This window comes from Streptomyces sp. NPDC093225, from assembly GCF_044753805.1.
GTDB lineage: Bacteria > Actinomycetota > Actinomycetes > Streptomycetales > Streptomycetaceae > Streptomyces.
In genome coordinates, this window is the sequence record NZ_JBIVNX010000009.1 from 95,563 (window position 1) to 119,207 (window position 23,645).

At 74.0% G+C, this 23,645-nt stretch carries 26 protein-coding genes; 22 read left to right on the forward strand and 4 right to left on the reverse strand.

Annotated features, from left to right (window positions below; translation table 11 throughout):
- Positions 1 to 162: 162 nt before the first annotated feature.
- The 3 genes from ACIQCH_RS11215 to ACIQCH_RS11225 all read left to right on the forward strand — a co-directional run bounded on the left by ACIQCH_RS11215 (position 163) and on the right by ACIQCH_RS11225 (position 2,927).
- Entirely contained in the window at positions 163 to 1,209 is a 1,047-nt protein-coding gene (locus ACIQCH_RS11215; protein ID WP_402580342.1) for an ABC transporter ATP-binding protein, read from the forward strand.
- Entirely contained in the window at positions 1,206 to 2,003 is a 798-nt protein-coding gene (locus tag ACIQCH_RS11220; RefSeq protein ID WP_402580344.1) for an ABC transporter permease, read from the forward strand. The genes ACIQCH_RS11215 and ACIQCH_RS11220 overlap by 4 nt, the downstream gene beginning before the upstream one ends.
- A 222-nt stretch (positions 2,004 to 2,225) precedes the next feature.
- Complete coding sequence (locus tag ACIQCH_RS11225) at positions 2,226 to 2,927, forward strand: hypothetical protein (protein ID WP_402580346.1); 702 nt, start codon at positions 2,226 to 2,228, stop codon at positions 2,925 to 2,927.
- Positions 2,928 to 3,318: 391 nt separating this feature from the next.
- Here the strand turns inward: ACIQCH_RS11225 and ybaK are convergent, their stop codons facing one another.
- The 3 genes from ybaK to ACIQCH_RS11240 all read right to left on the reverse strand — a co-directional run bounded on the left by ybaK (position 3,319) and on the right by ACIQCH_RS11240 (position 6,239).
- The gene (gene ybaK / locus ACIQCH_RS11230; protein ID WP_402580348.1) at positions 3,319 to 3,825 is read right to left on the reverse strand and encodes a Cys-tRNA(Pro) deacylase; all 507 of its coding nucleotides are present in this window, start codon (positions 3,823 to 3,825) and stop codon (positions 3,319 to 3,321) included.
- A gap of 11 nt (positions 3,826 to 3,836) precedes the next feature.
- Positions 3,837 to 4,577, reverse strand: coding sequence for an LON peptidase substrate-binding domain-containing protein (locus tag ACIQCH_RS11235; protein WP_402580350.1), 741 nt, complete (start codon positions 4,575 to 4,577; stop codon positions 3,837 to 3,839).
- A 132-nt stretch (positions 4,578 to 4,709) separates the two neighbouring features.
- Positions 4,710 to 6,239 carry an oxidoreductase gene (locus ACIQCH_RS11240; protein WP_402580480.1) on the reverse strand — a complete coding sequence of 510 codons (1,530 nt, stop codon included), beginning with the start codon at positions 6,237 to 6,239 and terminating at the stop codon, positions 4,710 to 4,712.
- Between the two features lie 429 nt (positions 6,240 to 6,668).
- Between ACIQCH_RS11240 and hisD the strand changes: the two genes are divergently transcribed.
- Genes hisD through hisF form a run of 8 tightly spaced genes read left to right on the forward strand, consistent with a single transcriptional unit; the run spans position 6,669 to position 12,430 of the window.
- Positions 6,669 to 7,991: a histidinol dehydrogenase gene (hisD, locus tag ACIQCH_RS11245; protein WP_402580352.1), complete on the forward strand. Its 1,323-nt coding sequence runs from the start codon at positions 6,669 to 6,671 to the stop codon at positions 7,989 to 7,991.
- Positions 7,988 to 9,109: a histidinol-phosphate transaminase gene (locus ACIQCH_RS11250; protein ID WP_402580354.1), complete on the forward strand. Its 1,122-nt coding sequence runs from the start codon at positions 7,988 to 7,990 to the stop codon at positions 9,107 to 9,109. The genes hisD and ACIQCH_RS11250 overlap by 4 nt, the downstream gene beginning before the upstream one ends.
- Positions 9,106 to 9,699, forward strand: a complete 594-nt coding sequence (gene hisB / locus ACIQCH_RS11255) for an imidazoleglycerol-phosphate dehydratase HisB (protein ID WP_402580356.1) — start codon at positions 9,106 to 9,108, stop codon at positions 9,697 to 9,699. The genes ACIQCH_RS11250 and hisB overlap by 4 nt, the downstream gene beginning before the upstream one ends.
- Before the next feature lie 11 nt (positions 9,700 to 9,710).
- Positions 9,711 to 9,869: a hypothetical protein gene (locus ACIQCH_RS11260; protein ID WP_199922821.1), complete on the forward strand. Its 159-nt coding sequence runs from the start codon at positions 9,711 to 9,713 to the stop codon at positions 9,867 to 9,869.
- Positions 9,866 to 10,516: an imidazole glycerol phosphate synthase subunit HisH gene (hisH, locus tag ACIQCH_RS11265; protein WP_402580358.1), complete on the forward strand. Its 651-nt coding sequence runs from the start codon at positions 9,866 to 9,868 to the stop codon at positions 10,514 to 10,516. The genes ACIQCH_RS11260 and hisH overlap by 4 nt, the downstream gene beginning before the upstream one ends.
- A gap of 23 nt (positions 10,517 to 10,539) precedes the next feature.
- Positions 10,540 to 11,277 (forward strand): bifunctional 1-(5-phosphoribosyl)-5-((5-phosphoribosylamino)methylideneamino)imidazole-4-carboxamide isomerase/phosphoribosylanthranilate isomerase PriA, encoded by a 738-nt coding sequence (gene priA, locus ACIQCH_RS11270; protein WP_402580481.1) that lies wholly within the window; start codon positions 10,540 to 10,542, stop codon positions 11,275 to 11,277.
- The gene (locus ACIQCH_RS11275) at positions 11,274 to 11,678 is read left to right on the forward strand and encodes a RidA family protein (RefSeq protein ID WP_402580360.1); all 405 of its coding nucleotides are present in this window, start codon (positions 11,274 to 11,276) and stop codon (positions 11,676 to 11,678) included. The genes priA and ACIQCH_RS11275 overlap by 4 nt, the downstream gene beginning before the upstream one ends.
- Positions 11,675 to 12,430 carry an imidazole glycerol phosphate synthase subunit HisF gene (gene hisF / locus ACIQCH_RS11280; RefSeq protein ID WP_402580362.1) on the forward strand — a complete coding sequence of 252 codons (756 nt, stop codon included), beginning with the start codon at positions 11,675 to 11,677 and terminating at the stop codon, positions 12,428 to 12,430. Before ACIQCH_RS11275 ends, hisF begins: the two co-directional genes overlap by 4 nt.
- Positions 12,431 to 12,820: 390 nt before the next feature.
- Here hisF and ACIQCH_RS11285 read toward each other — a convergent pair whose 3' ends face one another.
- Entirely contained in the window at positions 12,821 to 13,453 is a 633-nt protein-coding gene (locus ACIQCH_RS11285; protein ID WP_402580364.1) for a TIGR03085 family metal-binding protein, read from the reverse strand.
- Positions 13,454 to 13,893: 440 nt separating this feature from the next.
- Between ACIQCH_RS11285 and hisI the strand changes: the two genes are divergently transcribed.
- From hisI to lgt, 11 genes are all read left to right on the forward strand, one after another.
- Positions 13,894 to 14,268: a phosphoribosyl-AMP cyclohydrolase gene (gene hisI / locus ACIQCH_RS11290; protein WP_030209379.1), complete on the forward strand. Its 375-nt coding sequence runs from the start codon at positions 13,894 to 13,896 to the stop codon at positions 14,266 to 14,268.
- Positions 14,269 to 14,283: 15 nt separating this feature from the next.
- A complete protein-coding gene (locus ACIQCH_RS11295; RefSeq protein ID WP_402580367.1) occupies positions 14,284 to 15,768 on the forward strand; it encodes an anthranilate synthase component I in 1,485 nt (494 codons plus the stop codon).
- Between the two features lie 157 nt (positions 15,769 to 15,925).
- On the forward strand, positions 15,926 to 16,567 hold the full coding sequence (locus ACIQCH_RS11300; protein ID WP_402580369.1) for a TIGR02234 family membrane protein: 642 nt from the start codon (positions 15,926 to 15,928) through the stop codon (positions 16,565 to 16,567).
- Positions 16,568 to 16,988: 421 nt separating this feature from the next.
- Positions 16,989 to 17,219 (forward strand): HGxxPAAW family protein, encoded by a 231-nt coding sequence (locus tag ACIQCH_RS11305; protein ID WP_402580371.1) that lies wholly within the window; start codon positions 16,989 to 16,991, stop codon positions 17,217 to 17,219.
- A 98-nt stretch (positions 17,220 to 17,317) separates the two neighbouring features.
- Complete coding sequence (locus ACIQCH_RS11310; RefSeq protein ID WP_402580373.1) at positions 17,318 to 17,803, forward strand: DUF2752 domain-containing protein; 486 nt, start codon at positions 17,318 to 17,320, stop codon at positions 17,801 to 17,803.
- A 133-nt stretch (positions 17,804 to 17,936) separates the two neighbouring features.
- Positions 17,937 to 18,746, forward strand: coding sequence for an indole-3-glycerol phosphate synthase TrpC (gene trpC, locus ACIQCH_RS11315; RefSeq protein WP_402580375.1), 810 nt, complete (start codon positions 17,937 to 17,939; stop codon positions 18,744 to 18,746).
- Between the two features lie 62 nt (positions 18,747 to 18,808).
- Positions 18,809 to 18,979 (forward strand): tryptophan biosynthesis modulator TrpM, encoded by a 171-nt coding sequence (gene trpM, locus ACIQCH_RS11320; protein WP_037889997.1) that lies wholly within the window; start codon positions 18,809 to 18,811, stop codon positions 18,977 to 18,979.
- Positions 18,980 to 19,352: 373 nt separating this feature from the next.
- Positions 19,353 to 20,603 (forward strand): tryptophan synthase subunit beta, encoded by a 1,251-nt coding sequence (gene trpB / locus ACIQCH_RS11325; protein WP_402580377.1) that lies wholly within the window; start codon positions 19,353 to 19,355, stop codon positions 20,601 to 20,603.
- A complete protein-coding gene (trpA, locus tag ACIQCH_RS11330; RefSeq protein ID WP_402580379.1) occupies positions 20,600 to 21,427 on the forward strand; it encodes a tryptophan synthase subunit alpha in 828 nt (275 codons plus the stop codon). The genes trpB and trpA overlap by 4 nt, the downstream gene beginning before the upstream one ends.
- Positions 21,428 to 21,545: 118 nt before the next feature.
- Positions 21,546 to 22,328 (forward strand): DsbA family protein, encoded by a 783-nt coding sequence (locus tag ACIQCH_RS11335; RefSeq protein WP_402580381.1) that lies wholly within the window; start codon positions 21,546 to 21,548, stop codon positions 22,326 to 22,328.
- Positions 22,329 to 22,512: 184 nt separating this feature from the next.
- Positions 22,513 to 23,628: a prolipoprotein diacylglyceryl transferase gene (gene lgt / locus ACIQCH_RS11340; protein ID WP_402580383.1), complete on the forward strand. Its 1,116-nt coding sequence runs from the start codon at positions 22,513 to 22,515 to the stop codon at positions 23,626 to 23,628.
- Positions 23,629 to 23,645: the final 17 nt, after the last annotated feature.

The window sequence follows — 23,645 nt, forward strand, 5'->3', positions numbered from 1 at the left end:
GTGAGGCCGAACCGGTGCGTCCCTGCTGCGCTTCACGGATGGCGTCGACCGGGCCTGGCACTGCGAGGACGGGGTCAAAACGGGTGGCTGCCTCCGGATGAAGAGCTGGGCGGCCTGCCCCGCGGCCGACGTCGGGGCGGGGACCCCGTAGGCTGCTCCTTCGTGAGCACGGGCACGGCACAAACGGAATCGGACATTCAGGCTTCTCCTGAGGGGACCGTCCAGCCCCTCGAGACCGTCTGCGTCGTGCGGGACCTGGTCAAGACGTACCCCGCGCTGCGGGGCGGGCGCGGTGTGCCGGCGATGCCGGCCGTACGGGCCTCCGACGGGATCTCGCTCGAGGTGCTGCGGGGCGAGGTCTTCGGGCTGCTCGGGCCCAACGGGGCCGGGAAGTCCACGCTGGTGCGCCAGCTGACCGGTCTGCTCCGGCCCGATTCCGGCAGCGTGCAGCTGCTCGGCCACGATCTCGTACGCCACCCCGAGCGCGCCGCCCGCCTGCTGGCCTACCTGGGGCAGGAGTCCACCGCCCTCGACGAGCTGACCGTCTCCCTGGCCGTGGAGACCACGGCCAGGCTGCGCGGGCTGGGCGCGCGCGAGGCGCGGGCCGAGCGGGACGCGGTGGTGGAGGAGCTCGACCTCGGCACGATCGCCGGGCGCCCCCTGAAGAAGCTGTCCGGCGGCCAGCGGCGGCTGGCCTGCTTCGGCGCGGCGCTCGCCGGTGAGCGGCCCGTGCTCGTGCTCGACGAGCCGACCACCGGCATGGACCCGGTGGCCCGACGGGCCGTGTGGTCCGCCGTGGACCGGCGTCGCGCCGAGCGCGGCACGACCGTGCTGCTGGTCACCCACAACGTCATCGAGGCAGAGACCGTCCTGGACCGGGTCGCCGTCGTCGACCGCGGCCGCGTCATCGCCTGCGACACGCCCGCCGGGCTCAAGGCGCGGGTCGCCGACGAGGTCCGGCTGGAGCTGGTCTGGCGTGACCGGCCGCCGGTCGAGGTCGCGGAGGTGGCCGCGCTGCGGCCGCTGGCCGCCGAGGCCGGGCGGCGCTGGGTCCTGCGGATGGGACCCGACGAGGCGCGGGCGGCCGTGGCCGCCGTGACCGGCGGACCGGCCTTCGCGGCGCTGGACGACTTCTCGCTGGCCACGCCGAGCCTGGAGGACGTGTACCTGGCCCTTGGCGGGCGGACGAAGGGGCTGGTGAAGTCGTGACCGACGGGACCGTGGAGGCGGTGGTGGCGGAGGCCGCGCCGCTGGCCCCCAGGGCGCGGTTGTGGCCCGCGCTCGCGGCCGTGTACCGGGCACAGCTGTCGCGGGCCCGGGTGGCGCGGATACCGCTGCTCTTCGTGGCGACGTTCCAGTCCGTCGGCATCATGGTCCTCATGCGCGGCGTGGTCGACGGCGGCGGCTCCACCGAGGCGCAGGCCGTGGTGGCCGGCTCGTCGGTGCTGGTCGTGGCCTTCGTCGCGCTCAACCTCCTCGCCCAGTACTTCGGCCAGCTGCGCGCCGGCGGTGGCCTCGACCACTACGCCACGCTGCCGGTGCCGCCCGCCTCGGTGGTGCTCGGTGCGGCCGCGGCGTACGCCTCCTTCACCGTGCCCGGAACCTTCGTCACGGCGGTCTTCGGTTGCCTGCTGTTCGGGTTGCCGATGGGCGGGCTGTGGGTCCTGCTGGCGGTCGTCCCGCTGGCCGGGGCGGCCCTGTCCGGGCTGGGCGCGGCCCTCGGGCTGCTGGCCCCGCGGCAGGAGCTGGCCACCCTCGCCGGGCAGCTGGGCATGTCGGCGGCGCTGTTGCTCGGCGTGCTGCCACCGGAGCGGATGCCGGCCGTGATCGTGTGGGCTCGGGACCTGTTGCCGTCCACGTACGGGGTCGAGGCGTTCGCCCGTACGTTCGCCCCGGATCCGGACTGGCCGGTGGTCGCCCTCGACCTGGCCGTCTGTGCCGGCGTCGGCGTCGTCTCGCTGGCCGCGGCCACCTGGGCCTACCGGCGCGCGGCGGTGCGCTGACCTGGTTCCGGCCTTGGTCGGTTGATCGGTTGATCGGTCGGCTGTCGGCTGTCGGCTGTCGGTTGGTCGGTTGGTCGGCTGGTTGGTCGGTTGTTGGTCGGCTGGTCGGTCGGTCGGTCGGTAGGGCCGGCGCTTGCTGTGCGCCGCCGGTTCCGCCTCGTTCCGCGGCCCGGGGGACACTCCGGCGGCGCGGGGCGGCGGACCACCTGGCACGATGTCTGCGTGACCGAAGCCAACACCGCTCCCGTGACCCCCGCGCCGCACGACGGGGACCCCGAGTCCTCCCTCGCCCAGGACCTCAAGGACGGCGCGGCGGTCATGCTGGCCGTCACCGTCGCGGGCGTCGTGCTGGCACTGCTGTGGGTCTGGCTCGCGCCGCGCGTGCAGTACGTCTCGAACGGCGAGGCCGTGTTCCTCTCTGACACCGAGAACGAGGGCCGGGCAGGGGCCGACGGAACCTTCTTCCTGATCTCGCTGGGGCTGGGGCTGCTGTCCGGCCTGGCCGCCTTCCTGTTCCGCAGGCGCGGCGGGGCCGCGGTGGTGGTGGGCCTGGCCTTCGGGTCCCTGCTCGCCGCGCTGCTCGGCTGGCGGCTCGGGGTGTGGCTCGGGCCGACGCGCGACGTGGTCGCGGCGGCGAGGGCGGCGGGCAAGGGCGTGCCGTTCGACGCACCGCTGCAGTTGCTGGCCTTCGGGGTGGTGCTGGTGTGGCCGATGGCAGCCGTCGCCACCCATCTGGGCTGCGTGGCCCTGTGGGGGCCCCGCGACCCGGCTCCCGAGTGGGAGGCCGGTGCGTACCCGCCGCCGCACGTCCACGCCGCTCCGTCCGACGCCGCCGCGGGTGACCGCCCGGCGCCCCGTGACCCGGCTCCCTCCGACGCGCTGCCCCGTCACGCCGTCCCCGGCGACCAGCAGCCGCCGGCCTGATCTGGGTCGGGGCGCTTCGGGGGCCCGCCCCGTGCGGCCGCCTCGTGGGGCCGCCTCGTGGGGCCGCCTCGTGGGGCCGCCCCGTGGGGCCGCCCCGTGGGGCCGCCCCGTGGTGTGTGGGTCCCCTCGGTGCTTGACGGGGTAGGGCCTGCAGGCCCTGCGGCAGGCCCACCCTGGAGGCAAGGGGCTTCGCCCTGGCCTGCGGCCACCTCCGGCCCGGGCCTGCCTCCGGACCAGCCTGCCCTACCCCGTCAAGCACCTCCCCCACACACCACGGGGCGGCACTCCCTTGAGACGGCTCAGTTCGTGGCGGCATGCCCTCCGACGTGGGGGCGCACTTCATTGGGACGGCAGAGCTCGCGGCGGTGCTCCCGTGAGTCGGCCCGGAGGGTCAGGGGCGCGCGATGGGCGCCAGCGTGGCGGCGGTGAGGGCGGCCAGGTCGGTGGGGGCCAGTTCGACCTCCAGGCCGCGGCGGCCGGCCGAGACGCAGATCGTGGCGTGGCCGGAGGCGGAGGCATCGAGGACCGTGGGGAGGCGGCGGCGCTGTCCCAGGGGGGAGATGCCGCCGCGGACGTAACCGGAGGAGCGCTCCGCCGCGGCCGGGTCGGCCATGACCGCCCGCTTCGCCCCCACCGCGGCCGCCAGGGCCTTGAGGTCGAGGGAGCCCGCGACCGGCACCACGGCGACCGTCAGGGCGCCGTCGACCTCCGCGACCAGGGTCTTGAAGACCCGGTCGGGGGACACGCCCATCGCCGCCGCGGCCTCCTCGCCGTACGAGGTCACGGCGGGGTCGTGTTCGTACGCGTGCACCGTGAACGGCACGCCCGCGCCCGTCAGGGCCACCGTGGCCGGGGTGCCGCCGGGGCCCCCGGCGTTCTGCTTCGCCTTCTTCGCCATGGCGGTACCCCTCAGTTCGGGCTCGTCGGAGCCCGCGTCAGCTCGACCGCCGGCAGCGACGGCAGGTGCCGGATCACCGCGGTCTCCGCGCGCAGCAGCTTCAGCTCCTCCGCCAGCCGCGTCGCCGTGTCCGGCGCCTGCAGCAGCCGCTGCTTCGCCGGGATGTCCAGCACGGCGGCCGCCGCGACCAGGTACGAGACCACGGAGGGTTCGTCCGGCAGCTCCGCCGCCGTCGCCAGCGACCGCTCGCGCGCCCCGGCCAGCCGCTTCTGGTACGCGCGGAACGCCCGCAGCACGCCCTCCGCCAGTGCTCCCGCGCCCTCGCCCGGGTCCTCCGGCAGCTCCTCCAGCTCCGCCGTCAGGAACGGACCGCTCGCGTCCACCGACACCAGCCGCACCCGCGTCGTGCCGGTGGCCAGCACCTCGAAGCTGCCGTCCGACCGCTCGCGGATCGTGGCCGCGTCGGCGATGCAGCCCACCCGGTGGAAGGCCTGGACGGGGTCGGGCCCGAAGCCCGCCGCCGGGCCCTTCTCGGGCAGTGCGGTCGGATCGGGCATGCCCGGCGCGGTGGGGGCCACCTCGCGGCCGTCGCGGATGGCGACGACGGCGAACCGGCGCGGCTCGTCCTCACCGTGCTTCAACAGCTCGCGCATCATGGCGCGATAGCGCTCCTCGAAGACGTTCAGGGGCAGGACGAGCCCCGGGAACAGCACCGAGTTCAGCGGGAAGAGCGGCAGGCGAACGGAGGTCACGACGGAAGCGTAATGGGCCCGGCGGCGCACCGTGCCACCCCGGTCGGAACCAGCGCCGACACCCCCGTACGCGGACCCCGCCGCCCGGCGTCCCGCCACTGCTCCCGCTTCACACCCACCCCCGCCTGCCCATCAGCCCCGCCGGAGCAGTCGTGAGGCCCCCGCCGCGACGGTCGTCGCGAGGACCCAGCCCATCAGGATCAGGGCCGCGGCCACCCACTGCCAGACGCCCTCCAGCCTCCAGTACCCGTCCTGACCCAGGTCGACCACGGGCACCAGGAGGTCGAGGGAGTACAGCACCGGGTTCCAGTCCGGGTGCTCGTCCGGCTTGATCGCGGGCGGCTGATGGCCGGAAAACGCCACTGCCCCGGCCGCCCACAGCACCAGCATCCAGACCGCGGCCCGGCCCGGCCGGTAGCCGTAGGCCACGGTCCAGTCCTGCAGCACGCCCCACGCCTTCGCGGCCAGCGGCAGGGTCTCGCGCCGCCTGCGCTGCTTGGCCAGCAGCACCTGCCGCGCGTCCGCGTCCTCCCCGCTGTTGCGCAGCACCGCGGCCAGCCGCTCGTACGGCTCCGGCGAGTACTCCGGGGTCGCCGCCTCGACCCACTCCAGGCGCCGCACCAGCGGGAAGTGACCCCGCGGGGCGAGGATCTCGTACGAGAACCCCTCCATCGCGAACCCGCCGGGACCCGGCCAGCTGAGCGAGGTGTCGACCAGCTTGACCACCTTCGCGCCCGACAGCACCACCCGGCCCTGCTCCGGCCGCTCCCCGACGAACCGCAGCTCGGGGGTCTGGATGCGGCGCAGCGAGACCTCCTGGTCGGAGGCGAGGGTGAAGCGGGCCCCGTAGAAGTCCACCGCGTCCCCGAACCGGCCGTCGTCCAGCCGCAGCCCGCCCCGGCAGTCGAAGCGCCGGACCCGCGCCCCGCGCGAGGGCGTCTGGCTGATCCCGTACGGGGGAGTGGAGCCGCTCTCGCCGTCCAGTGCGACGGCCGTGAGGTACAGGGTGCGCTCGACGGTCAGCTGCGGGGCGTTCAGCGCCCGGCGCCCGTAGGGGTTGCGCAGCTTCGCGCCGCGCAGGCTCATCGAGACGCCGATCTTCGCGCCGCGCAGGCTGACCTCCCCGTACGCCTCCAGCATCTCGGCCTGGAAGTCCTGCGCGACCGACATGCCGTCGGCGGCGATCGCCCGGCCCTTGCGGTCGCGCTGCACCACCAGCTCGCTGATCAGCAGGTCCGTGCCGATCTGGGCGTCGGTCAGCCGGATCCCGCGGGCCACCCGGCAGCGCGGCAGGTGCAGGTCGCCCTCGGTGTGCAGGCGGGCGCCCTCGATCCGCGGGATGGCGCAGCGCACCAGCCGCAGGGTCGAGAAGCGCGCCTCGGGCAGCAGCAGCTCGCTGTCGAAGCGGCAGGACTGGATCTCGACGTACGGCTCGACGGTGCCGCCGGACAGGTCCAGGCGGCCGGTCACGCGGACACCGCGCAGCTTGAGCGAGTTCACCCGGCCCGGTACCGGCGGGGGGCCGCTGAGCAGCAGCAACGCCACGACCTGGGCGCGGACGCTGCGCTCGGGGCCCCACAGCCGGTCGGAGAACGGGTCGTCCACGTCCGCCGCGCGCGCCGACAGGTCGCACACCGAGCCGGTGCGGAAGGCCCGCCACATGCGCAGCTCGGCCTCGGTGAGGTCCGGCGGCGCGCCCGCCTCCAGGTCCTCCGCCGACAGCCGGCCCGGCCCCACGTCCGGCCCCACGCCCGCCCCCGGGCCCGGATCCGGATCCGGCGCGGGTCCCGCAGGACGCGGCGCCGCAGGCGGCGGCCCGGGGGCCGGCGCAGGTGACGGCCCCGGTGCGGGGGCGGCCGGCGGCCCCCCGCCCGGGGCCCGCTGCTCCCGGGCCCGCTCCTGCTGCGGTACCCGTGGGTCCTCCTCGGCCCGTTCGGCCCTGGCGTGCTCCACGACGGCCTCCCCCTTCCCCCTCGTCCCCCGTCATCCCCCTCGCCTGCGCACCGTAGTCGCGGCCTGTGACACGCGGGGCGTGTATCAGCCAGTGATACGGACGTCCAGTGGCGGGAGCCGGTCTGAGAGAATCGGACTGTGATCTCTCGTATCGACCTGCGCGGCGACGCCCTCCCCGAGGGTGCCGCCCTGCGCGATCTGCTGCCCCGTGCCGAGTTCGACGTGGAAGCCGCCCTGGACAAGGTCCGGCCCATCTGCGAGGACGTGCATCATCGCGGCACCGCGGCGCTGATCGAGTACGCGCAGCGGTTCGACGGAGTCACGCTGGACCGCATCCGGGTCCCCGCCGAGGCCCTCCGCAAGGCCCTCGACGACCTCGACCCGGCCGTCCGCGCCGCGCTGGAGGAGTCCATCCGGCGCGCCCGCATCGTGCACGCCGAGCAGCGCCGCACCCCGCACACCACCCAGGTCGTCCCCGGCGGCACCGTCACCGAGAAGTGGGTGCCCGTCGAGCGCGTGGGCCTCTACGCGCCCGGCGGCCGGTCGGTGTACCCGTCGTCCGTGGTCATGAACGTCGTCCCGGCCCAGGAGGCGGGCGTCGAGTCCATCGCGCTCGCGTCCCCGCCCCAGGCGGAGTTCGGCGGCCTGCCGCACCCCACCATCCTGGCCGCCTGCGCGCTGCTCGGGGTCGACGAGGTGTACGCGGCCGGCGGCGCCCAGGCCGTCGCGATGTTCGCGTACGGCACGGACGAGTGCGCCCCCGCGAACATGGTCACCGGCCCCGGCAACATCTGGGTCGCGGCCGCCAAGCGGTACTTCACCGGGAAGATCGGCATCGACACCGAGGCCGGCCCGACCGAGATCGCCGTCCTCGCCGACGCCACCGCCGACCCGGTGCACGTCGCCGCCGACCTGATCAGCCAGGCCGAGCACGACCCGCTGGCCGCCGCCGTCCTGGTCACCGACTCCGAGGAGCTCGCGGCCGCCGTCGAGCGGGAGCTGGCCCCGCAGGTCGCGGCCACCAAGCACGTCGAGGACCGGATCAAGCCGGCGCTGGCCGGCCGCCAGTCCGCCGTCGTGCTGGTGCGCGACCTGGAGGACGGCCTCAAGGTCGTCGACGCCTACGGCGCCGAGCACCTCGAGATCCAGACCGCCGACGCCGCCGCCCTGGCCGCCCGGGTCCGCAACGCCGGCGCGATCTTCGTCGGCCCCTGGGCCCCGGTCTCCCTCGGCGACTACTGCGCCGGCTCCAACCACGTCCTGCCCACCGGCGGCTGCGCCTGCCACTCCTCGGGCCTGTCCGTGCAGTCGTTCCTGCGCGGCATCCACATCGTCGACTACACGCGCGACGCGCTCGCCGAGGTCACCCACCACGTGGTCACCCTGGCCGAGGCCGAGGACCTGCCCGCGCACGGCGCCGCCCTGAAGGCGCGCTTCGGATGGAAGGTTCCCGACGCATGACCTCGTACGACACGGTCGGCATCGACGACCTGCCCATCCGCGACGAGCTCCGCGGCAAGTCCCCGTACGGCGCCCCCCAGCTCGACGTCCCCGTCCAGCTGAACACCAACGAGAACCCGTACGAGCTCCCCGAGCCCCTGGTCCGCAGGATCGCCGAGCGGGTCGCCGAAGCCGCCCGCACCCTCAACCGCTACCCCGACCGGGACGCGGTCGAGCTGCGCACCGAGCTCGCGAAGTACCTCACCCGCACCGGGAAGCACCCGGTCGGCAAGGAGAACGTCTGGGCCGCCAACGGCTCCAACGAGGTGCTCCAGCAGCTCCTGCAGACCTTCGGCGGACCGGGCCGCACCGCGATCGGCTTCGAGCCCTCGTACTCGATGCACGCCCTGATCGCCCGCGGCACCGGCACCGGCTGGATCTCCGGCCCGCGCCGTGAGGACTTCACCATCGACGTGGACGCCGCCCGCGAGGCCATCGCGGCGAACGCCCCCGACGTCGTGTTCATCACCTCCCCCAACAACCCCACCGGCACCGCGGTCGAGGCCGACACCGTCCTCGCCCTCTACGAGGCGGCCCAGGCCGCCAGGCCCTCGCTGGTGGTCGTGGACGAGGCGTACGTCGAGTTCAGCCACCGGGACTCCCTGCTGCCCCTCATCGAGGGCCGCCCGAACCTGGTGGTCTCGCGCACCATGTCCAAGGCCTTCGGCGCCGCCGGCCTGCGCCTGGGCTACCTCGCGGCGCACCCCGCGGTCGTCGACGCCGTGCAGCTGGTGCGCCTGCCGTACCACCTGTCGGCCGTCACCCAGGCCACCGCACTGGCCGCCCTGGAGCACACCGACACCCTGCTCGGCTACGTCGAGCAGCTCAAGGCCGAGCGCGACCGGCTGGTCGACGAGCTCCGCGCCATCGGCTACGCGGTCACCGAGTCCGACGCGAACTTCGTGCAGTTCGGGAAGTTCGCGGACTCCCACACCGCCTGGCAACAGATCCTCGACCGGGGCGTCCTGGTCCGGGACAACGGAGTACCCGGGTGGCTGCGGGTCACCGCCGGCACCCCGGCCGAGAACGACGCGTTCCTGGAAGCGGTTCGCGCACTGAAGAAGGAGCAGCAGGCATGAGCCGCATCGGACGGGTGGAACGCACCACCAAGGAGACCTCGGTCCTGGTCGAGATAGACCTCGACGGCACCGGCAAGGTCGACGTGTCGACGGGCGTGGGCTTCTACGACCACATGCTCGACCAGCTCGGCCGCCACGGCCTGTTCGACCTCACCGTCAAGACCGACGGCGACCTGCACATCGACTCGCACCACACCATCGAGGACACCGCCCTCGCGCTCGGCGCCGCGTTCAAGCAGGCGCTCGGCGACAAGGTCGGCATCTACCGGTTCGGCAACTGCACCGTGCCCCTGGACGAGTCCCTCGCCCAGGTCACCGTCGACCTCTCCGGCCGCCCGTACCTCGTGCACACCGAGCCCGAGAAGATGGCGCCGATGATCGGCGAGTACGACACCACCATGACACGGCACATCCTGGAGTCCTTCGTGGCCCAGGCGCAGATCGCCCTGCACGTGCACGTGCCGTACGGCCGCAACGCCCACCACATCGTGGAGTGCCAGTTCAAGGCCCTCGCCCGCGCCCTGCGCTACGCCTGCGAGCGCGACCCGCGCGCGGCCGGCATCCTGCCCTCGACGAAGGGCGCCCTCTAACCGTGAACGGCTTGTCCACCGTCCTGATCCTCGTCGGCCTCTTCCTGGCCGGCGGGGTCTACTCCTTCCACAAGCAGCAGATGCCCAGGAGCGTCGTCGTGCTGCTCGCCATCGGCTCCGTGCTGGCGCTGGCCGCCGGAGTCCTGCGCATCGAGGGAATCTGGGAATGAGCGCAGCACAGACCGCCAAGAAGGTCGTCGTCTTCGACTACGGCTTCGGCAACGTCCGCTCCGCCGAGCGGGCGCTGGCCCGGGTCGGCGCCGACGTCGAGATCACCCGCGACTTCGACCGCGCCATGAACGCCGACGGACTCCTCGTCCCCGGCGTCGGCGCCTTCTCCGCCTGCATGCAGGGCCTCAAGGAGGCCCGCGGCGACTGGGTCATCGGTCGCCGGCTGTCCGGCGGCCGCCCCGTCATGGGCATCTGCGTCGGCATGCAGATCCTCTTCGAGAGGGGCATCGAGCACGGCGTGGAGACCGAGGGCCTCGACGAGTGGCCCGGTACGGTCGAACCGCTCAAGGCCCCGGTCGTGCCCCACATGGGCTGGAACACCGTCGACGCGGCCGCCGACAGCGAGCTGTTCGCCGGCCTGGACGCCGACGCCCGGTACTACTTCGTGCACTCGTACGGCGTACGCGAGTGGAACCTGGAGCTCCACAACCCCCGGATCTCGCCCCCCAAGGTCACCTGGGCCACCCACGGCGAGCCGTTCGTCGCGGCCGTGGAGAACGGCGCACTGTGGGCCACGCAGTTCCACCCCGAGAAGTCGGGCGACGCCGGAGCACAGCTCCTCACCAACTGGATCGGTACCCTCTGATGGACGAGAAGAAGGCCGCAGCCGTGAAGCAGCTCGAACTCCTCCCCGCCGTCGACGTCCGCGACGGCCAGGCCGTCCGCCTCGTCCACGGCGAGTCCGGCACGGAGACCTCGTACGGCTCCCCGCTCCAGGCGGCCCTCGCCTGGCAGGCCGCCGGCGCCGAATGGCTGCACCTCGTCGACCTCGACGCCGCCTTCGGCACCGGTGACAACCGTGACCTGGTCGCCGAGATCACCCGCGCCATGGACATCAAGGTCGAGCTCTCCGGCGGCATCCGCGACGACGCCTCCCTCGCCAAGGCCCTGGCCACCGGCTGCACCCGCGTCAACCTCGGCACCGCCGCCCTGGAGGCCCCCGAGTGGGTCGCCAAGGTCATCGCCGAGCACGGCGACAAGATCGCCGTCGGCCTCGACGTGCGCGGCACCACCCTCAAGGGCCGCGGCTGGACCAGCGACGGCGGCGACCTGTACGAGACGCTCGCCCGCCTCGACTCCGAGGGCTGCGCCCGGTACGTCGTCACCGACATCGCCAAGGACGGCACGCTCACCGGCCCCAACCTGGAGCTGCTGCGCAACGTCTGCGCCGCCACCGACAAGCCGGTGGTCGCCTCCGGCGGCGTCTCCTCGCTCGCCGACCTGCGCGCCATCGCCGAGCTCGTCCCGCTCGGCGTCGAGGGCTCCATCGTCGGAAAGGCCCTGTACGCCAAGGCCTTCACGCTCGAGGAGGCCCTCTCCGCGGTCGCGGAGGCGGTCGCCTCATGAGCGGCGTCCGGCACGTGCAGAGCGGCAGCCCCTGGGAGGAGGTCTTCGGCTTCGCGCGCGCCGTCGCGGCCGGGGACCGCGTCCTCGTCGGCGGCACCACGTCCTTCAAGGGCCCGGTGCTGCACGGCGAGGGCGACCCGTACGAGCAGGCCAAGGTCGCCTTCGGCACCGCCTTCGAGGCACTGGCCGAGTTCGGTCTCGGCCCTAAGGACGTCATCCGTACCCGTCTGTACCTGACCCACGTGCGCGACATCGACGAGGTCGGCCGGGCCCACAAGGAGCTCTTCGACTCCGTCCGGCCGGTCTGCACCCTCATGGTCGTCGAGGGCTTCGTCGACCCGCGCATCCTGGTCGAAGTAGAAGTAGAGGCCCTCCGGGGCCCCGAAGGAGCACCGTCATGACGCTGGCCGTACGGGTCATCCCCTGCCTGGACGTGGACAACGGCCGGGTCGTCAAGGGCGTCAACTTCCAGAACCTGCGCGACGCGGGCGACCCCGTCGAGATGGCCAAGCTCTACGACGCCGAGGGCGCCGACGAGCTGACCTTCCTCGACATCACCGCCTCCTCGGGCAACCGCGAGACCACCTACGACGTGGTGCGCCGCACCGCCGAGCAGGTCTTCATCCCGCTGACCGTCGGCGGCGGCGTGCGCACCGCCGAGGACGTGGACAAGCTGCTGCGCGCCGGCGCCGACAAGGTCGGCGTCAACACCGCGGCCATCGCCCGCCCCGAGCTCATCCAGGAGATCGCGGAGCGGTTCGGCCGCCAGGTGCTGGTGCTCTCGGTCGACGCCCGCCGCACCGCCACCGGCTCCTTCGAGGTCACCACGCACGGCGGCCGCCGGGGCACCGGCCTGGACGCCGTCGAGTGGGCCCACCGGGCGGCCGAGCTGGGCGCCGGCGAGATCCTGCTCAACTCGATGGACGCCGACGGCACCAAGGACGGCTACGACATCGAGATGATCGCGGCGGTGCGCAAGCACGTCACCGTCCCGGTCATCGCCTCCGGAGGCGCGGGCAAGCTGGCGGACTTCCCGCCGGCCGTCGCGGCGGGCGCCGACGCGGTCCTGGCCGCGTCCGTGTTCCACTTCGGCGACCTGCGGATCTCCCAGGTCAAGGACGCCCTGCGGACGGCCGGCCACCCGGTCCGCTGACCTTCCGCCGACGCGCAGGCCCCGGCCCCTGAGGGCCGGGGCCTCGCGCGTCTTCCGGAGCCTCCGTGCCGAGAGGGACTTCGAACCCTTCACGACCATGCTCGGACAGACCTTCGGCCGGGTTCCGGCGCTGGAGGATCCCTGGCAGAAGGTCATCGCCGTCCAGCGGGACCTCGTGGCCATCGGCCACCATCGCGGGCCTTTCGCCGACGGACATCCTCATCGCCCTCACGGCCCAGCAGCACCGGCTCACCGTGCTGCACGTGGACGACGACTTCGCCGCCATCGGGAAGGTCCGACCGGGCATTCCCATGATCAGATTGCGCCGAAGGGCGACTGAACCGGGCGGGCCCCACCGCCGCGCGCACCCCGCGTGCGGCGGTGGACCGCTCAGATGCCCAGCTGCGCCTGGGTCAGGCGGGCGACCGCGGTCTTGTCGCCGTCCAGCTCCACGTGCGCCGCCTCCTGCCGCCCGAAGCAGAACAGCGTCAGCTCGCCCGGCTCGCCGGTGACGGTGACGACCGGCGTGCCCTTGTGGGCCACCGCCGTCTGCCCGTTCGGCCGACGCAGGACCAGGCCCACCGGGGACTTCCGACCCGTCAGCCGCGCGAGCTTCTCCAGCCGCGCCCACAGCGAGTCCGAGAACACCGGGTCCAGCTCCCGCGGGCTCCAGTCGGGCTGCGCCCGCCGCACGTCCTCGGCGTGCACGTAGAACTCCACCGCGTTCGCGGCCTCGTCGATCTGCTTCACCGCGTACACCGACATCTTCGGCGGACCCGTCCTGATGAGCTGGATCAGCTCCTCGTACGGCTTCGCGGTGTACTCCGCCATCGCCTGGTCCAGCCGCGTCCTGAGCACGTTCAGCAGCAGGCCGCCCGCCGCGTCCGGGCGCCGCTCCCGCACCACCACGTGCGCGGCCAGGTCCCGGGTCCGCCAGCCCTCGCACAGGGTCGGCGCGTCCGGTCCGGCCTGCTCCAACAGATCGGCCAGCAGCAGTCGTTCACGCTTCGCATGGGTAGACATGGCGGCCAGCCTAGGCGGTCGCCCTCTTCGGCGTAGCCGCAGTGGTCCGCCCGCGCGGCCGGGCCTCATGCCGACGGCGGAGCCGTTCCGCGTCCGGCCGCGTCCGGCGGGCGGGCCTCCGTACGCTGCCCGGGGCTCCGGCCGGCCGACACAGCCATACGCCGGGCCCTTCCCGGGGCGCGACCGCGCCCACCACGACGGGGGGAGACCATCCTGCCCCTGCGCACGTCCCTGCCCGCCGCGGACGGCACGCGCCGCCCCGCCCGGTGGCGCCCGGTGGGCGGCCACGCCGGCGGTCGCCGTGCTCGCCGTCACCGCGGGCACCGCCTCCGCCGACGTCCGCCCCCTCCGGGGCCGCCCGGGCGGCGCGGCCGCTCCCGCACCTGACCACCAGTCGGACGACGGCGGGACGGCCCCCCGCCAGGCGGCAGAATGGCCCCATGAGCACCCCCCGCGTGACCAGCGACCTCGATCCGGCCATCGCCGCCCGCCTCAAGAGGTCCGCCGACGGCCTCGTCCCCGCCATCGCCCAGCAGTACGACACCGGCGAGGTGCTGATGCTCGGCTGGATGGACGACGAGGCGCTGCACCGCACCCTGACCACCGGGCGGTGCACCTACTGGTCGCGCAGCCGGAACGAGTACTGGGTCAAGGGAGACACGTCCGGCCACGTCCAGCACGTGAAGTCCGTCGCGCTCGACTGCGACGCCGACACCGTCCTGGTCAAGGTCGACCAGGTGGGCGCCGCCTGCCACACCGGGGCCCGCACCTGCTTCGACGCCGACGTGCTGCCGCTGGCCGCCCCCGCAGAGTAGACAGGACCACCCGCCATGGATCTCGAGACGTTCCGCAAGCTGGCGGCCGACCGCCGCGTCATCCCCGTCACCCGCAAGCTGCTCGTCGACGGCGACACCCCGGTCGCCCTGTACCGCAAGCTCGCCGCCGAGCGCACGGGCACGTTCCTCCTGGAGTCCGCCGAGAACGGCCGTTCCTGGTCCCGCTACTCCTTCGTCGGCGTCCGCAGCTCCGCCACCCTCAGCGCCCGTGACGGCCAGGCCCACTGGACCGGAACCGCCCCCGTCGGCGTCCCCACCGAAGGCGACCCGCTGGAGGCCCTGCGCGCCACCGTCGAGGCCCTCCACACCCCCCGCGACCTCGCGCAGGGACTCCCGCCGTTCACCGGCGGCATGGTGGGCTACCTCGGCTACGACATCGTCCGCCGCCTGGAGCGCATCGGCGAGCACGGCCGCGACGACCTCCAGCTGCCCGAGCTGACCATGCTCCTCACCTCCGACCTCGCGGTCCTCGACCACTGGGACGGCACGGTCCTGCTAATCGCCAACGCGATCAACCACAACGACCTCGACACCGGCGTGGACGAGGCGTACGCCGACGCCGTCGCCCGCCTCGACGCCATGGAGGCGGACCTCGCCCGCCCCGCCCCCTACACCCCGGCCCCGCTGCCGGCCGCCGAGCTGCCCGAGTACTCGGCGCTGTGGGGCGGCCCGGCGTACCAGGAGGCCGTCGAGGACGTGAAGGAGCGCATCCGCGCCGGCGAGGCCTTCCAGGTCGTGCCCTCGCAGCGGTTCGAGACCCCCTGCCACGCCTCCGCGCTCGACGTCTACCGGGTGCTGCGCGCCACCAACCCGTCCCCGTACATGTACCTCTTCCGCTTCGAGGGCTTCGACGTCGTCGGATCCAGCCCCGAGGCGCTGGTCAAGGTCGAGGACGGCCGCGCCATGGTCCACCCCATCGCCGGCACCCGGCACCGGGGCGCCACCCCGCAGGAGGACCAGGCCCTCGCCGAGGAGCTGCTGGCCGACCCCAAGGAGCGTGCCGAGCACCTCATGCTCGTCGACCTCGGCCGCAACGACCTGGGCCGGGTCTGCGAGCCGGGCTCCGTCGAGGTCGTCGACTTCATGTCGATCGAGCGGTACTCGCACGTCATGCACATCGTGTCCACCGTCACCGGCCAGGTGGCGGAGGGCCGGACCGCCTTCGACGTGCTCACCGCCTGCTTCCCGGCCGGCACCCTGTCCGGCGCGCCCAAGCCGCGCGCCATGCAGATCATCGAGGAGCTGGAGCCCTCGCGGCGCGGCCTGTACGGGGGCTGCGTCGGGTACCTCGACTTCGCCGGCGACTCCGACACCGCCATCGCCATCCGCACCGCCCTGCTGCGCGACGGCACGGCCTACGTCCAGGCCGGCGCGGGCGTCGTGGCCGACTCGGACCCGGTCGCCGAGGACACCGAGTGCCGCAACAAGGCCGCGGCCGTGCTGCGCGCGGTGGCCGCCGCCAACCGGCTGAGCCGCTGAGCCGCTGAGCCGCTGAGCCGCTGAGCCGCCGAGCCGCCGAGCCGCCGAGCCGTTGGTCCGGCGGGCCCGGCCGGGACACCGGACCGGGCCCGACCCGGACGCCCCGGGCCGTACGCCGGCCGAGCCCCCCGCCCGGCCGCGGGAGCGGTAGGGGATAGTGGGGTACGTGAGTGCCGTACCCCACCCCCGAACCGCCCCGCGCAGCACCCCGCCGAGCAGCCGCCGCAGCGTCGCCGTCGCCCTGCTCCTGGGTGCCCTCGGCGCCACCGTCGTCCTCCTGGCCTCCGGCCGGACCTGGGCCCGCGGCACGGCCGCGATCGGTGGCGGAACGCTTCCGCTGACCGCCGACGGCCAGACCGTCACCGGTGTCCCCGCGGCCCTGGCGATCGTGGGCCTGGCCGCCCTCGTGGCCGTGTTCGCGGTACGGGGCGCCGGCCGGGCCCTCGTCTCGGGGCTGCTGGCGCTCTCCGGAGCCGGTGCCGCGCTGGCGGCGTTCCTCGGCGCCTCCGACCGCTCCGCGCTGGACCACGAGGCCGCCCGGACCACCGCCGACACCGCCGCGACCGTCGCCGGGCTCACCCACACCGCCTGGCCCTACGTGACCGCGGCCGGCGCGGTGCTGATCCTGCTCGCCGGCCTGCTGGCGCTGCGCTACGGCCACCACTGGCCGGCCATGGGCGGCCGCTACGAGCGCGACGCCGGCCCGCGCGGCGCCCGCAAGGCCCCGGTCGTGGACCCGGACCGCCCCGAGGACCTCTGGAAGGCCCTCGACCGCGGCGAGGACCCCACCGGCGCCTGACCTGCCCGACCCCGGGTCACCACCTCAAGAGAGTGCCGCCCCGTGGTGTGTGGGGCAGCCTCTTGAGGCGCCATGGCAGGCTGGTCCGGAGGCGGGCCCGGGCCTGGGGTGGCCGTAGGCCAGGGCCGAAGGCCCCGAAGCCCCAGGGGTGGGCCTGCCGCAGGGCCTGCAGGCCATGGCGGGTCAAGAGGCGAGGGGACCCACACACCACGGGGCGGCCCCACGAAGCGGGCCCACCCCCCAACCCATGGACGGCACCACGCCCCGCACCCCGCGGACCCCACCCCCGACCGGCCCACAGCACCCCCCAACCCACCGTCAACTGATCGCCACCCCGGCGCACCGCACAGGGCCGGCGTGCGTGACAATGGCATCCGAGCGTTCGACTCAGCACGTTCGACAGAGCAACGAGGAGCAATTCATGGCGGGCAGCAGCCACGGACACACCCCGGCCGCCTGGACCGGTGTCACCATCGCCTTCATCGGTTTCTGCATCGCGTCGGTCTTCATGGTGATGGCCGAGCCGATCGGCTTCTGGGCCGGCATGGGCGTCGTCGTGCTCGGCGGTGTCGTCGGCATGGCCATGCGCGCCGCGGGCCTGGGCCAGAAGCCGAGCCCCGTCTCCGTCGCGCAGGCCCGCTCCGAGGCGTGACCGACCCGGTCGGCCGTACGCGCCCCGACGGCGTACTCCCGGAAGGCGCAGCCCCCGCGTGGGCTGCGCCTTCCGGCGTACCCGGGCACAATCACGGCGTGGACGCCTCACCGACCCCGCCGCACCCGGCCCCGCCACCCCCGCCCCCACCCGTTCCCGCTCCCGCTCCCGCGCGGGAGCCCGGGTCCCGCGCCCGCCGCGCCGCGGTACCGCTGACGCTGCTCGCGGGGGCCGCGGCCGCCTTCGCGTACGTGGGCTCCGTCGACCCGAACCAGCCCGGCCACTACCCCGTCTGCCCGCTCTTCCGGCTGACCGGCGTGCTGTGCCCCGGGTGCGGCGGGCTGCGCAGCGCGTACGCGTTCGCCCACGGCGATCTGCCGACCGCCCTCGGGGCGAACGCGATGGCCGTGGTCGGCTACTTCTGCTTCGCGGCCTACACCGCCGTCTGGCTGGTCCGCACGGTCCGGGGGAAGCCGGCCCCGCGGATCGCCCTGAAACCGGTCCACTGGTGGGCCCTGGGGGCCCTGGCCCTGGTCTTCTCCGTGATCCGGAACCTGCCCTTCGGTGCCGCGCTGGCGCCCTGAGGTGCGGATTCCGCATGTCCAGGTGGTGGGACTGCGCCTACGCCGTGCGAAGCTGCGGCCCATGGCGGGCTAGCATGGCAGTGCTGACCTTGAACAGCCCGACCAGCTTCGTACCCGGAAGGGGGCCGCTCGCGTGAGTGTGCTCGACGAGATCATCGAAGGGGTCCGCGAAGACCTTGCCGAACGGCAGGCCCGCGTGAGCCTCGACGAGCTCAAGGAGCGTGCCGCCAAGGCGCCCCAGGCCAAGGACGGCGTCGCGGCCCTGCGCGGCGACGGCGTGCGGGTCATCTGCGAGGTCAAGCGCTCCAGCCCCTCCAAGGGCGCGCTGGCCGCGATCGCCGACCCCGCGGGCCTGGCGGCCGACTACGAGGCCGGCGGCGCCGCCGTCATCTCCGTCCTCACGGAGCAGCGCCGCTTCGGCGGTTCGCTGGCCGACCTGGAGGCCGTCCGCGCCCGGGTCGACATCCCGATCCTGCGCAAGGACTTCATCGTCACCGCGTACCAGCTGTGGGAGGCCCGCGCGTACGGCGCCGACCTCGCGCTGCTCATCGTGGCGGCCCTGGAGCAGGAGGCCCTCGTCTCCCTCATCGAGCGGGCCGAGTCCATCGGCCTCACCCCGCTCGTCGAGGTGCACGACGAGGATGAGGTCGAGCGCGCGGTGGCCGCCGGCGCCAAGATCATCGGCGTGAACGCCCGCAACCTCAAGACCCTCGAGGTCGACCGCGGCACCTTCGAGCGCGTCGTCCCCGAGATCCCGGCCCACATCGTCAAGGTGGCCGAGTCCGGCATCCGCGGCCCGCACGACCTCATCGCGTACGCCAACCAGGGCGCCGACGCCGTGCTCGTCGGCGAGTCCCTGGTGACCGGCCGCGACCCCAAGTCCGCAGTGGCCGACCTCGTCGCCGCCGGCGCCCACCCCGCTCTGCGGCACGGCAGGAGCTGACCCCGACCGTGCACTCCGCCCGCCGCGCCGCCCGCCGCCCCACCCCGAGCCACCGCTCGGGGCTGGCCGGCGTGCTCGCGGCGGCCCCGGCGCGCGACCCGCACGCCCCGCTCGCCCGCGGCTGCAAGCCGCGCGGCTGCCGCGCCCCGGCCCGCCGTGTCCTCGGCCGCCGGGTCCGCTACATCCTGGGCTCGGAGCCGGGACAGGTCAACGGCATGCGATGGCGTCCCTGACGCTGCGCCGCGCGTAACAGCCGCCGCCGTCCCGCACCGCCGGGACGGGGCCGCCCGCCGTACCGCTCCGCCGGGACGGCGCGCCCCGCCGCACCCGCAGCGTCCCGCCGTGCCCCACGGGCCCCGGGCCCCCCGCCGAGCTCCCGCGCACCCTCCGCGCGGCGTGCGCCGGCGCCGTACCGCCGCGCGCGGTGCGCCGCCGACGGCGGGTACCGGGCCGCCCCCGTGCGGCCGGTCGCGGACCTGCGCACCCGGACGACGGCTCTCCCCGCGACCCGGCTGACGGCGCGTACCGTCGAGGTGCGCGGCTGCCGGGCGGAACGGCGCATACGGTGACATCACCCATTGCTTCCGAGAGGTACTGGTACTGGCCATGTCCAGCGAGTTCTTCATCCCCGACCACCAGGGGCAGGTCCCGAACTCCGAGGGTTACTTCGGAGACTTCGGCGGCAAGTTCATCCCCGAGGCCCTCGTCGCCGCCGTCGACGAGGTCGCCGTCGAGTACGAGAAGGCCAAGAACGACCCGGCCTTCGCCGCCGAGCTCAACGACCTGATGGTCAACTACACCGGCCGGCCGAGCGCCCTCACCGACGTGCCCCGGTTCGCCGAGCACGCCGGCGGCGCCCGGATCTTCCTCAAGCGGGAGGACCTCAACCACACCGGCTCGCACAAGATCAACAACGTGCTGGGCCAGGCGCTGCTCACCAAGCGCATGGGCAAGACCCGCGTCATCGCCGAGACCGGCGCCGGCCAGCACGGCGTCGCCACCGCCACCGCCTGCGCCCTGTTCGGCCTCGAGTGCGTCATCTACATGGGTGAGATCGACACCCAGCGGCAGGCCCTCAACGTGGCCCGCATGCGCATGCTCGGCGCCGAGGTCATCGCCGTGAAGTCCGGCTCGCGCACCCTGAAGGACGCCATCAACGAGGCGTTCCGCGACTGGGTGGCCAACGTCGACCGGACGCACTACCTCTTCGGTACGGTCGCCGGCCCGCACCCCTTCCCCGCCATGGTCCGCGACTTCCACCGGGTCATCGGCGTCGAGGCGCGCCGCCAGATCCTGGAGCGCGCCGGGCGCCTCCCGGACGCGGTGGCGGCCTGCGTCGGCGGCGGCTCCAACGCCATCGGCCTCTTCCACGCCTTCGTCCCGGACGCCGACGTCCGCCTCGTCGGCTTCGAGCCGGCCGGCCACGGCGTGGAGAGCGGCGAGCACGCCGCCACCCTCACCGCCGGCGAGCCGGGCATCCTGCACGGCTCCCGCTCCTACGTCCTCCAGGACGAGGAGGGCCAGATCACCGAGCCGTACTCGATCTCGGCCGGCCTCGACTACCCGGGCATCGGCCCCGAGCACGCCTACCTCAAGGACATCGGGCGCGGCGAGTACCGGGCCGTCACCGACGACGCGGCCATGCAGGCGCTGCGCCTGCTGTCGCGCACCGAGGGCATCATCCCGGCCATCGAGAGCGCCCACGCCCTGGCCGGCGCCCTCGACCTGGGCAAGGAGCTGGGCAAGGACGGTCTGATCGTGGTCAACCTGTCCGGCCGCGGCGACAAGGACATGGACACGGCCGCCCGCTACTTCGGCCTGTACGACAACGCGAGCGCCGAGGGGGAGACCAAGTGAGCGCCAACGAGCAGACCGGGCGCGTCCAGCTGCTGAGCGACACGCTCGCCAAGGCCGCGTCCGAGGACCGGGCCGCCCTCATCGCCTACCTCCCGGCCGGCTTCCCGACCGTCGACGGCGGCATCGAGGCCGTCAAGGCCGTCATCGCCGGTGGCGCCGACGTCGTCGAGGTCGGCCTGCCGCACTCCGACCCGGTCCTCGACGGCCCGGTCATCCAGACCGCCGACGACATCGCCCTGCGCGGCGGCGTGAAGATCGCCGACGTGTTCCGGACGGTGCGCGAGGCCCACGCGGCCACCGGCGCCCCGGTCCTGGTCATGACGTACTGGAACCCCATCGACCGCTACGGCGTCGAGCGCTTCACCGCCGAGCTGGCGGCCGCCGGCGGGGCCGGCTGCATCCTGCCCGACCTGCCGGTCCAGGAGTCCGCGCTGTGGCGCGAGCACGCCGAGAAGCACGGCCTGGCCACCGTCTTCGTCGTGGCGCCGAGCAGCAAGGACGAGCGGCTCGCCACCATCACGCGGGCCGGTTCCGGCTTCGTGTACGCCGCCTCGCTGATGGGCGTCACCGGCACCCGCGAGTCCGTCGGCGAGCAGGCCCAGGACCTGGTGCGGCGCACCCGCGCCACCACCGAACTGCCGGTGTGCGTGGGTCTGGGCGTCTCCAACGCCGAGCAGGCGAAGGAGGTCGCCTCGTTCGCCGACGGGGTGATCGTGGGCTCGGCGTTCGTCAAGCGCATGCTCGACGCCCCGGACGAGGCCGCGGGCCTGGTGGCGGTGCGCGAGCTGGCCGCCGAGCTGGCGGCGGGAGTGCGGCGCGGCTAGGCGTTCGGCCGTGCCGCGGGAGCGGAGCTACTGACCCGTACGGCGGACTTTTAGTCCGTACGGGTGGAACTGGGACCGGGGAGGCACGCGAGTGCCTCCCCGGTTCGTTTCGCTGGACGTGAGCGAGAATTCGGAAGCGAAACGATCTGCCCGCGAGCGCCTCGCCCAGGAGCGCGAGCGGCAGAGGGCCAGGGACAAGCGCCGGCGGACCCTGATCGTGACCTCGGCGGTGGTCGGCGTACTCGGGCTGGCCGCGGTCGTCGGGATCATCGCGGCGAACGCGGGCAAGGACGACGGCTCGTCCTCGGCCGGCCCCGTCGTCGCCCCCTCGGGCGCGGTCGGCAAGGACGCGCTCGCCATCCAGACCGGCAAGGACGGCGCCAAGTCCACGCTCGTGGTCTGGGAGGACTTCCGCTGCCCGGCCTGCAAGTCGTTCGAGACCAACTACCGCGACACGATCCACCAGCTGGAGGACAAGGGCCTCCTCAAGGCCGAGTACCACCTGGTGACGCTGATCGACGGCAACATGGGCGGCAGCGGCTCCCTGAACGCGGCCAACGCGGCCGCCTGCGCGCAGGACGCCGGCAAGTACCGCGCCTACCACGACGTGCTCTTCCAGAACCAGCCGCCGGAGACGCAGGACGCGTACGCGAGCACCGCGAAGCTGCTGGAGCTGGCGGAACGCGTGCCCGGGCTCGACTCGGACGCGTTCCGCCAGTGCGTGAAGGACGGCGAGCACAACAGCTGGGTGAAGAAGTCGTACGACGCCTTCCGGGCCGGCAACTTCCGCGGGACCCCGACCGTGCAGCTGAACGGCAAGGACCTCTTCGCCGACCAGGCCAACCCGGTCACCCCCCAGAAGCTGAAGGAACTGGTGGAGGCGAAGGCCGCCCAGGGCTGAGCCGGCGGCTCCGGCCCCGCCGCAGCGGTCACTCCGGCCACCCCGGCCGCTCTCCGGTCGCCCGTACGTCCCCAAAGGGCCGCGTACGGGCGATGTGCGGCCGGGGCCGGCACCGCCCTTTTGCCGGGACGTTGCCGGGCGGCTTGCCCTGGCCACGGGGCGGCAGGGTACCGTCGGTCCTGCCATGGAACTTGCCTTCATCCCCAGCCCGTCGACCGGCGTGATCCACCTCGGACCGATCCCGCTGCGCGGCTACGCGTTCTGCATCATCATCGGCGTCTTCGTCGCCGTCTGGCTCGGCAACAAGCGCTGGATCGCGCGCGGCGGAAAGCCGGGCACGGTCGCCGACATCGCCGTCTGGGCCGTGCCCTTCGGCCTCGTCGGCGGGCGTCTGTACCACGTGATCACCGACTACCAGCTGTACTTCAGCGAGGGTGAGAACTGGGTCGACGCCTTCAAGATCTGGGAGGGCGGCCTCGGCATCTGGGGCGCGATCGCCCTCGGCGCCGTCGGCGCCTGGATCGGCTGCCGCCGCCGGGGCATCCCGCTGCCGGCCTGGGCCGACGCCCTCGCGCCCGGCATCGCGCTGGCCCAGGCGATCGGCCGCTGGGGCAACTGGTTCAACCAGGAGCTGTACGGCCGCGCCACCGACGTGCCGTGGGCGCTGGAGATCAGCGAGGGCCCGAACCGGGTCGCCGGCACCTACCACCCGACGTTCCTGTACGAGTCGCTGTGGTGCGTGGGCGTCGCCCTGCTCGTGATCTGGGCCGACCGGCGCTTCAAGCTGGGCCACGGCCGGGCCTTCGCCCTGTACGTCGCGGCGTACTGCGCGGGGCGCGTCTGGACCGAGTACCTGCGCGTCGACGAGGCGCACCACGTGCTGGGGCTGCGCCTGAACGTGTGGACCGCGATCGTGGTCTTCGTCCTGGCGGTCGTGTACTTCGTGGTCTCGGCGCGGCTGCGGCCGGGCCGCGAGGAGGTCGTCGAGCCGGACGTCCGTCCGGGCCGCGGTCCCTCGTCGGACGGCGAGGGCTCCGCAGAGCCGGCCGCCGACGCCCCGGACGCGAAGGCCGACCAGGCCGACCGCACGGACGGGGCCGACGCCGACGCCGAAGCCGGTGCGGCGGACGCGAAGGACGCGAAGGACGCCAAGGACGCGGACGCCGAGGGCGACGGGCCGAAGGCGGACGCCGCCGCCGACGACGCCGCGGCGAAGGACGAGCCGCAGGACTCCGCGGACGCGGACCAGACGCCGTCCGCCGAGGCGGAGGACGCCGCACCGGCGGCCAAGAAGCTCTGAGCCGCTGAGCCCCTGAG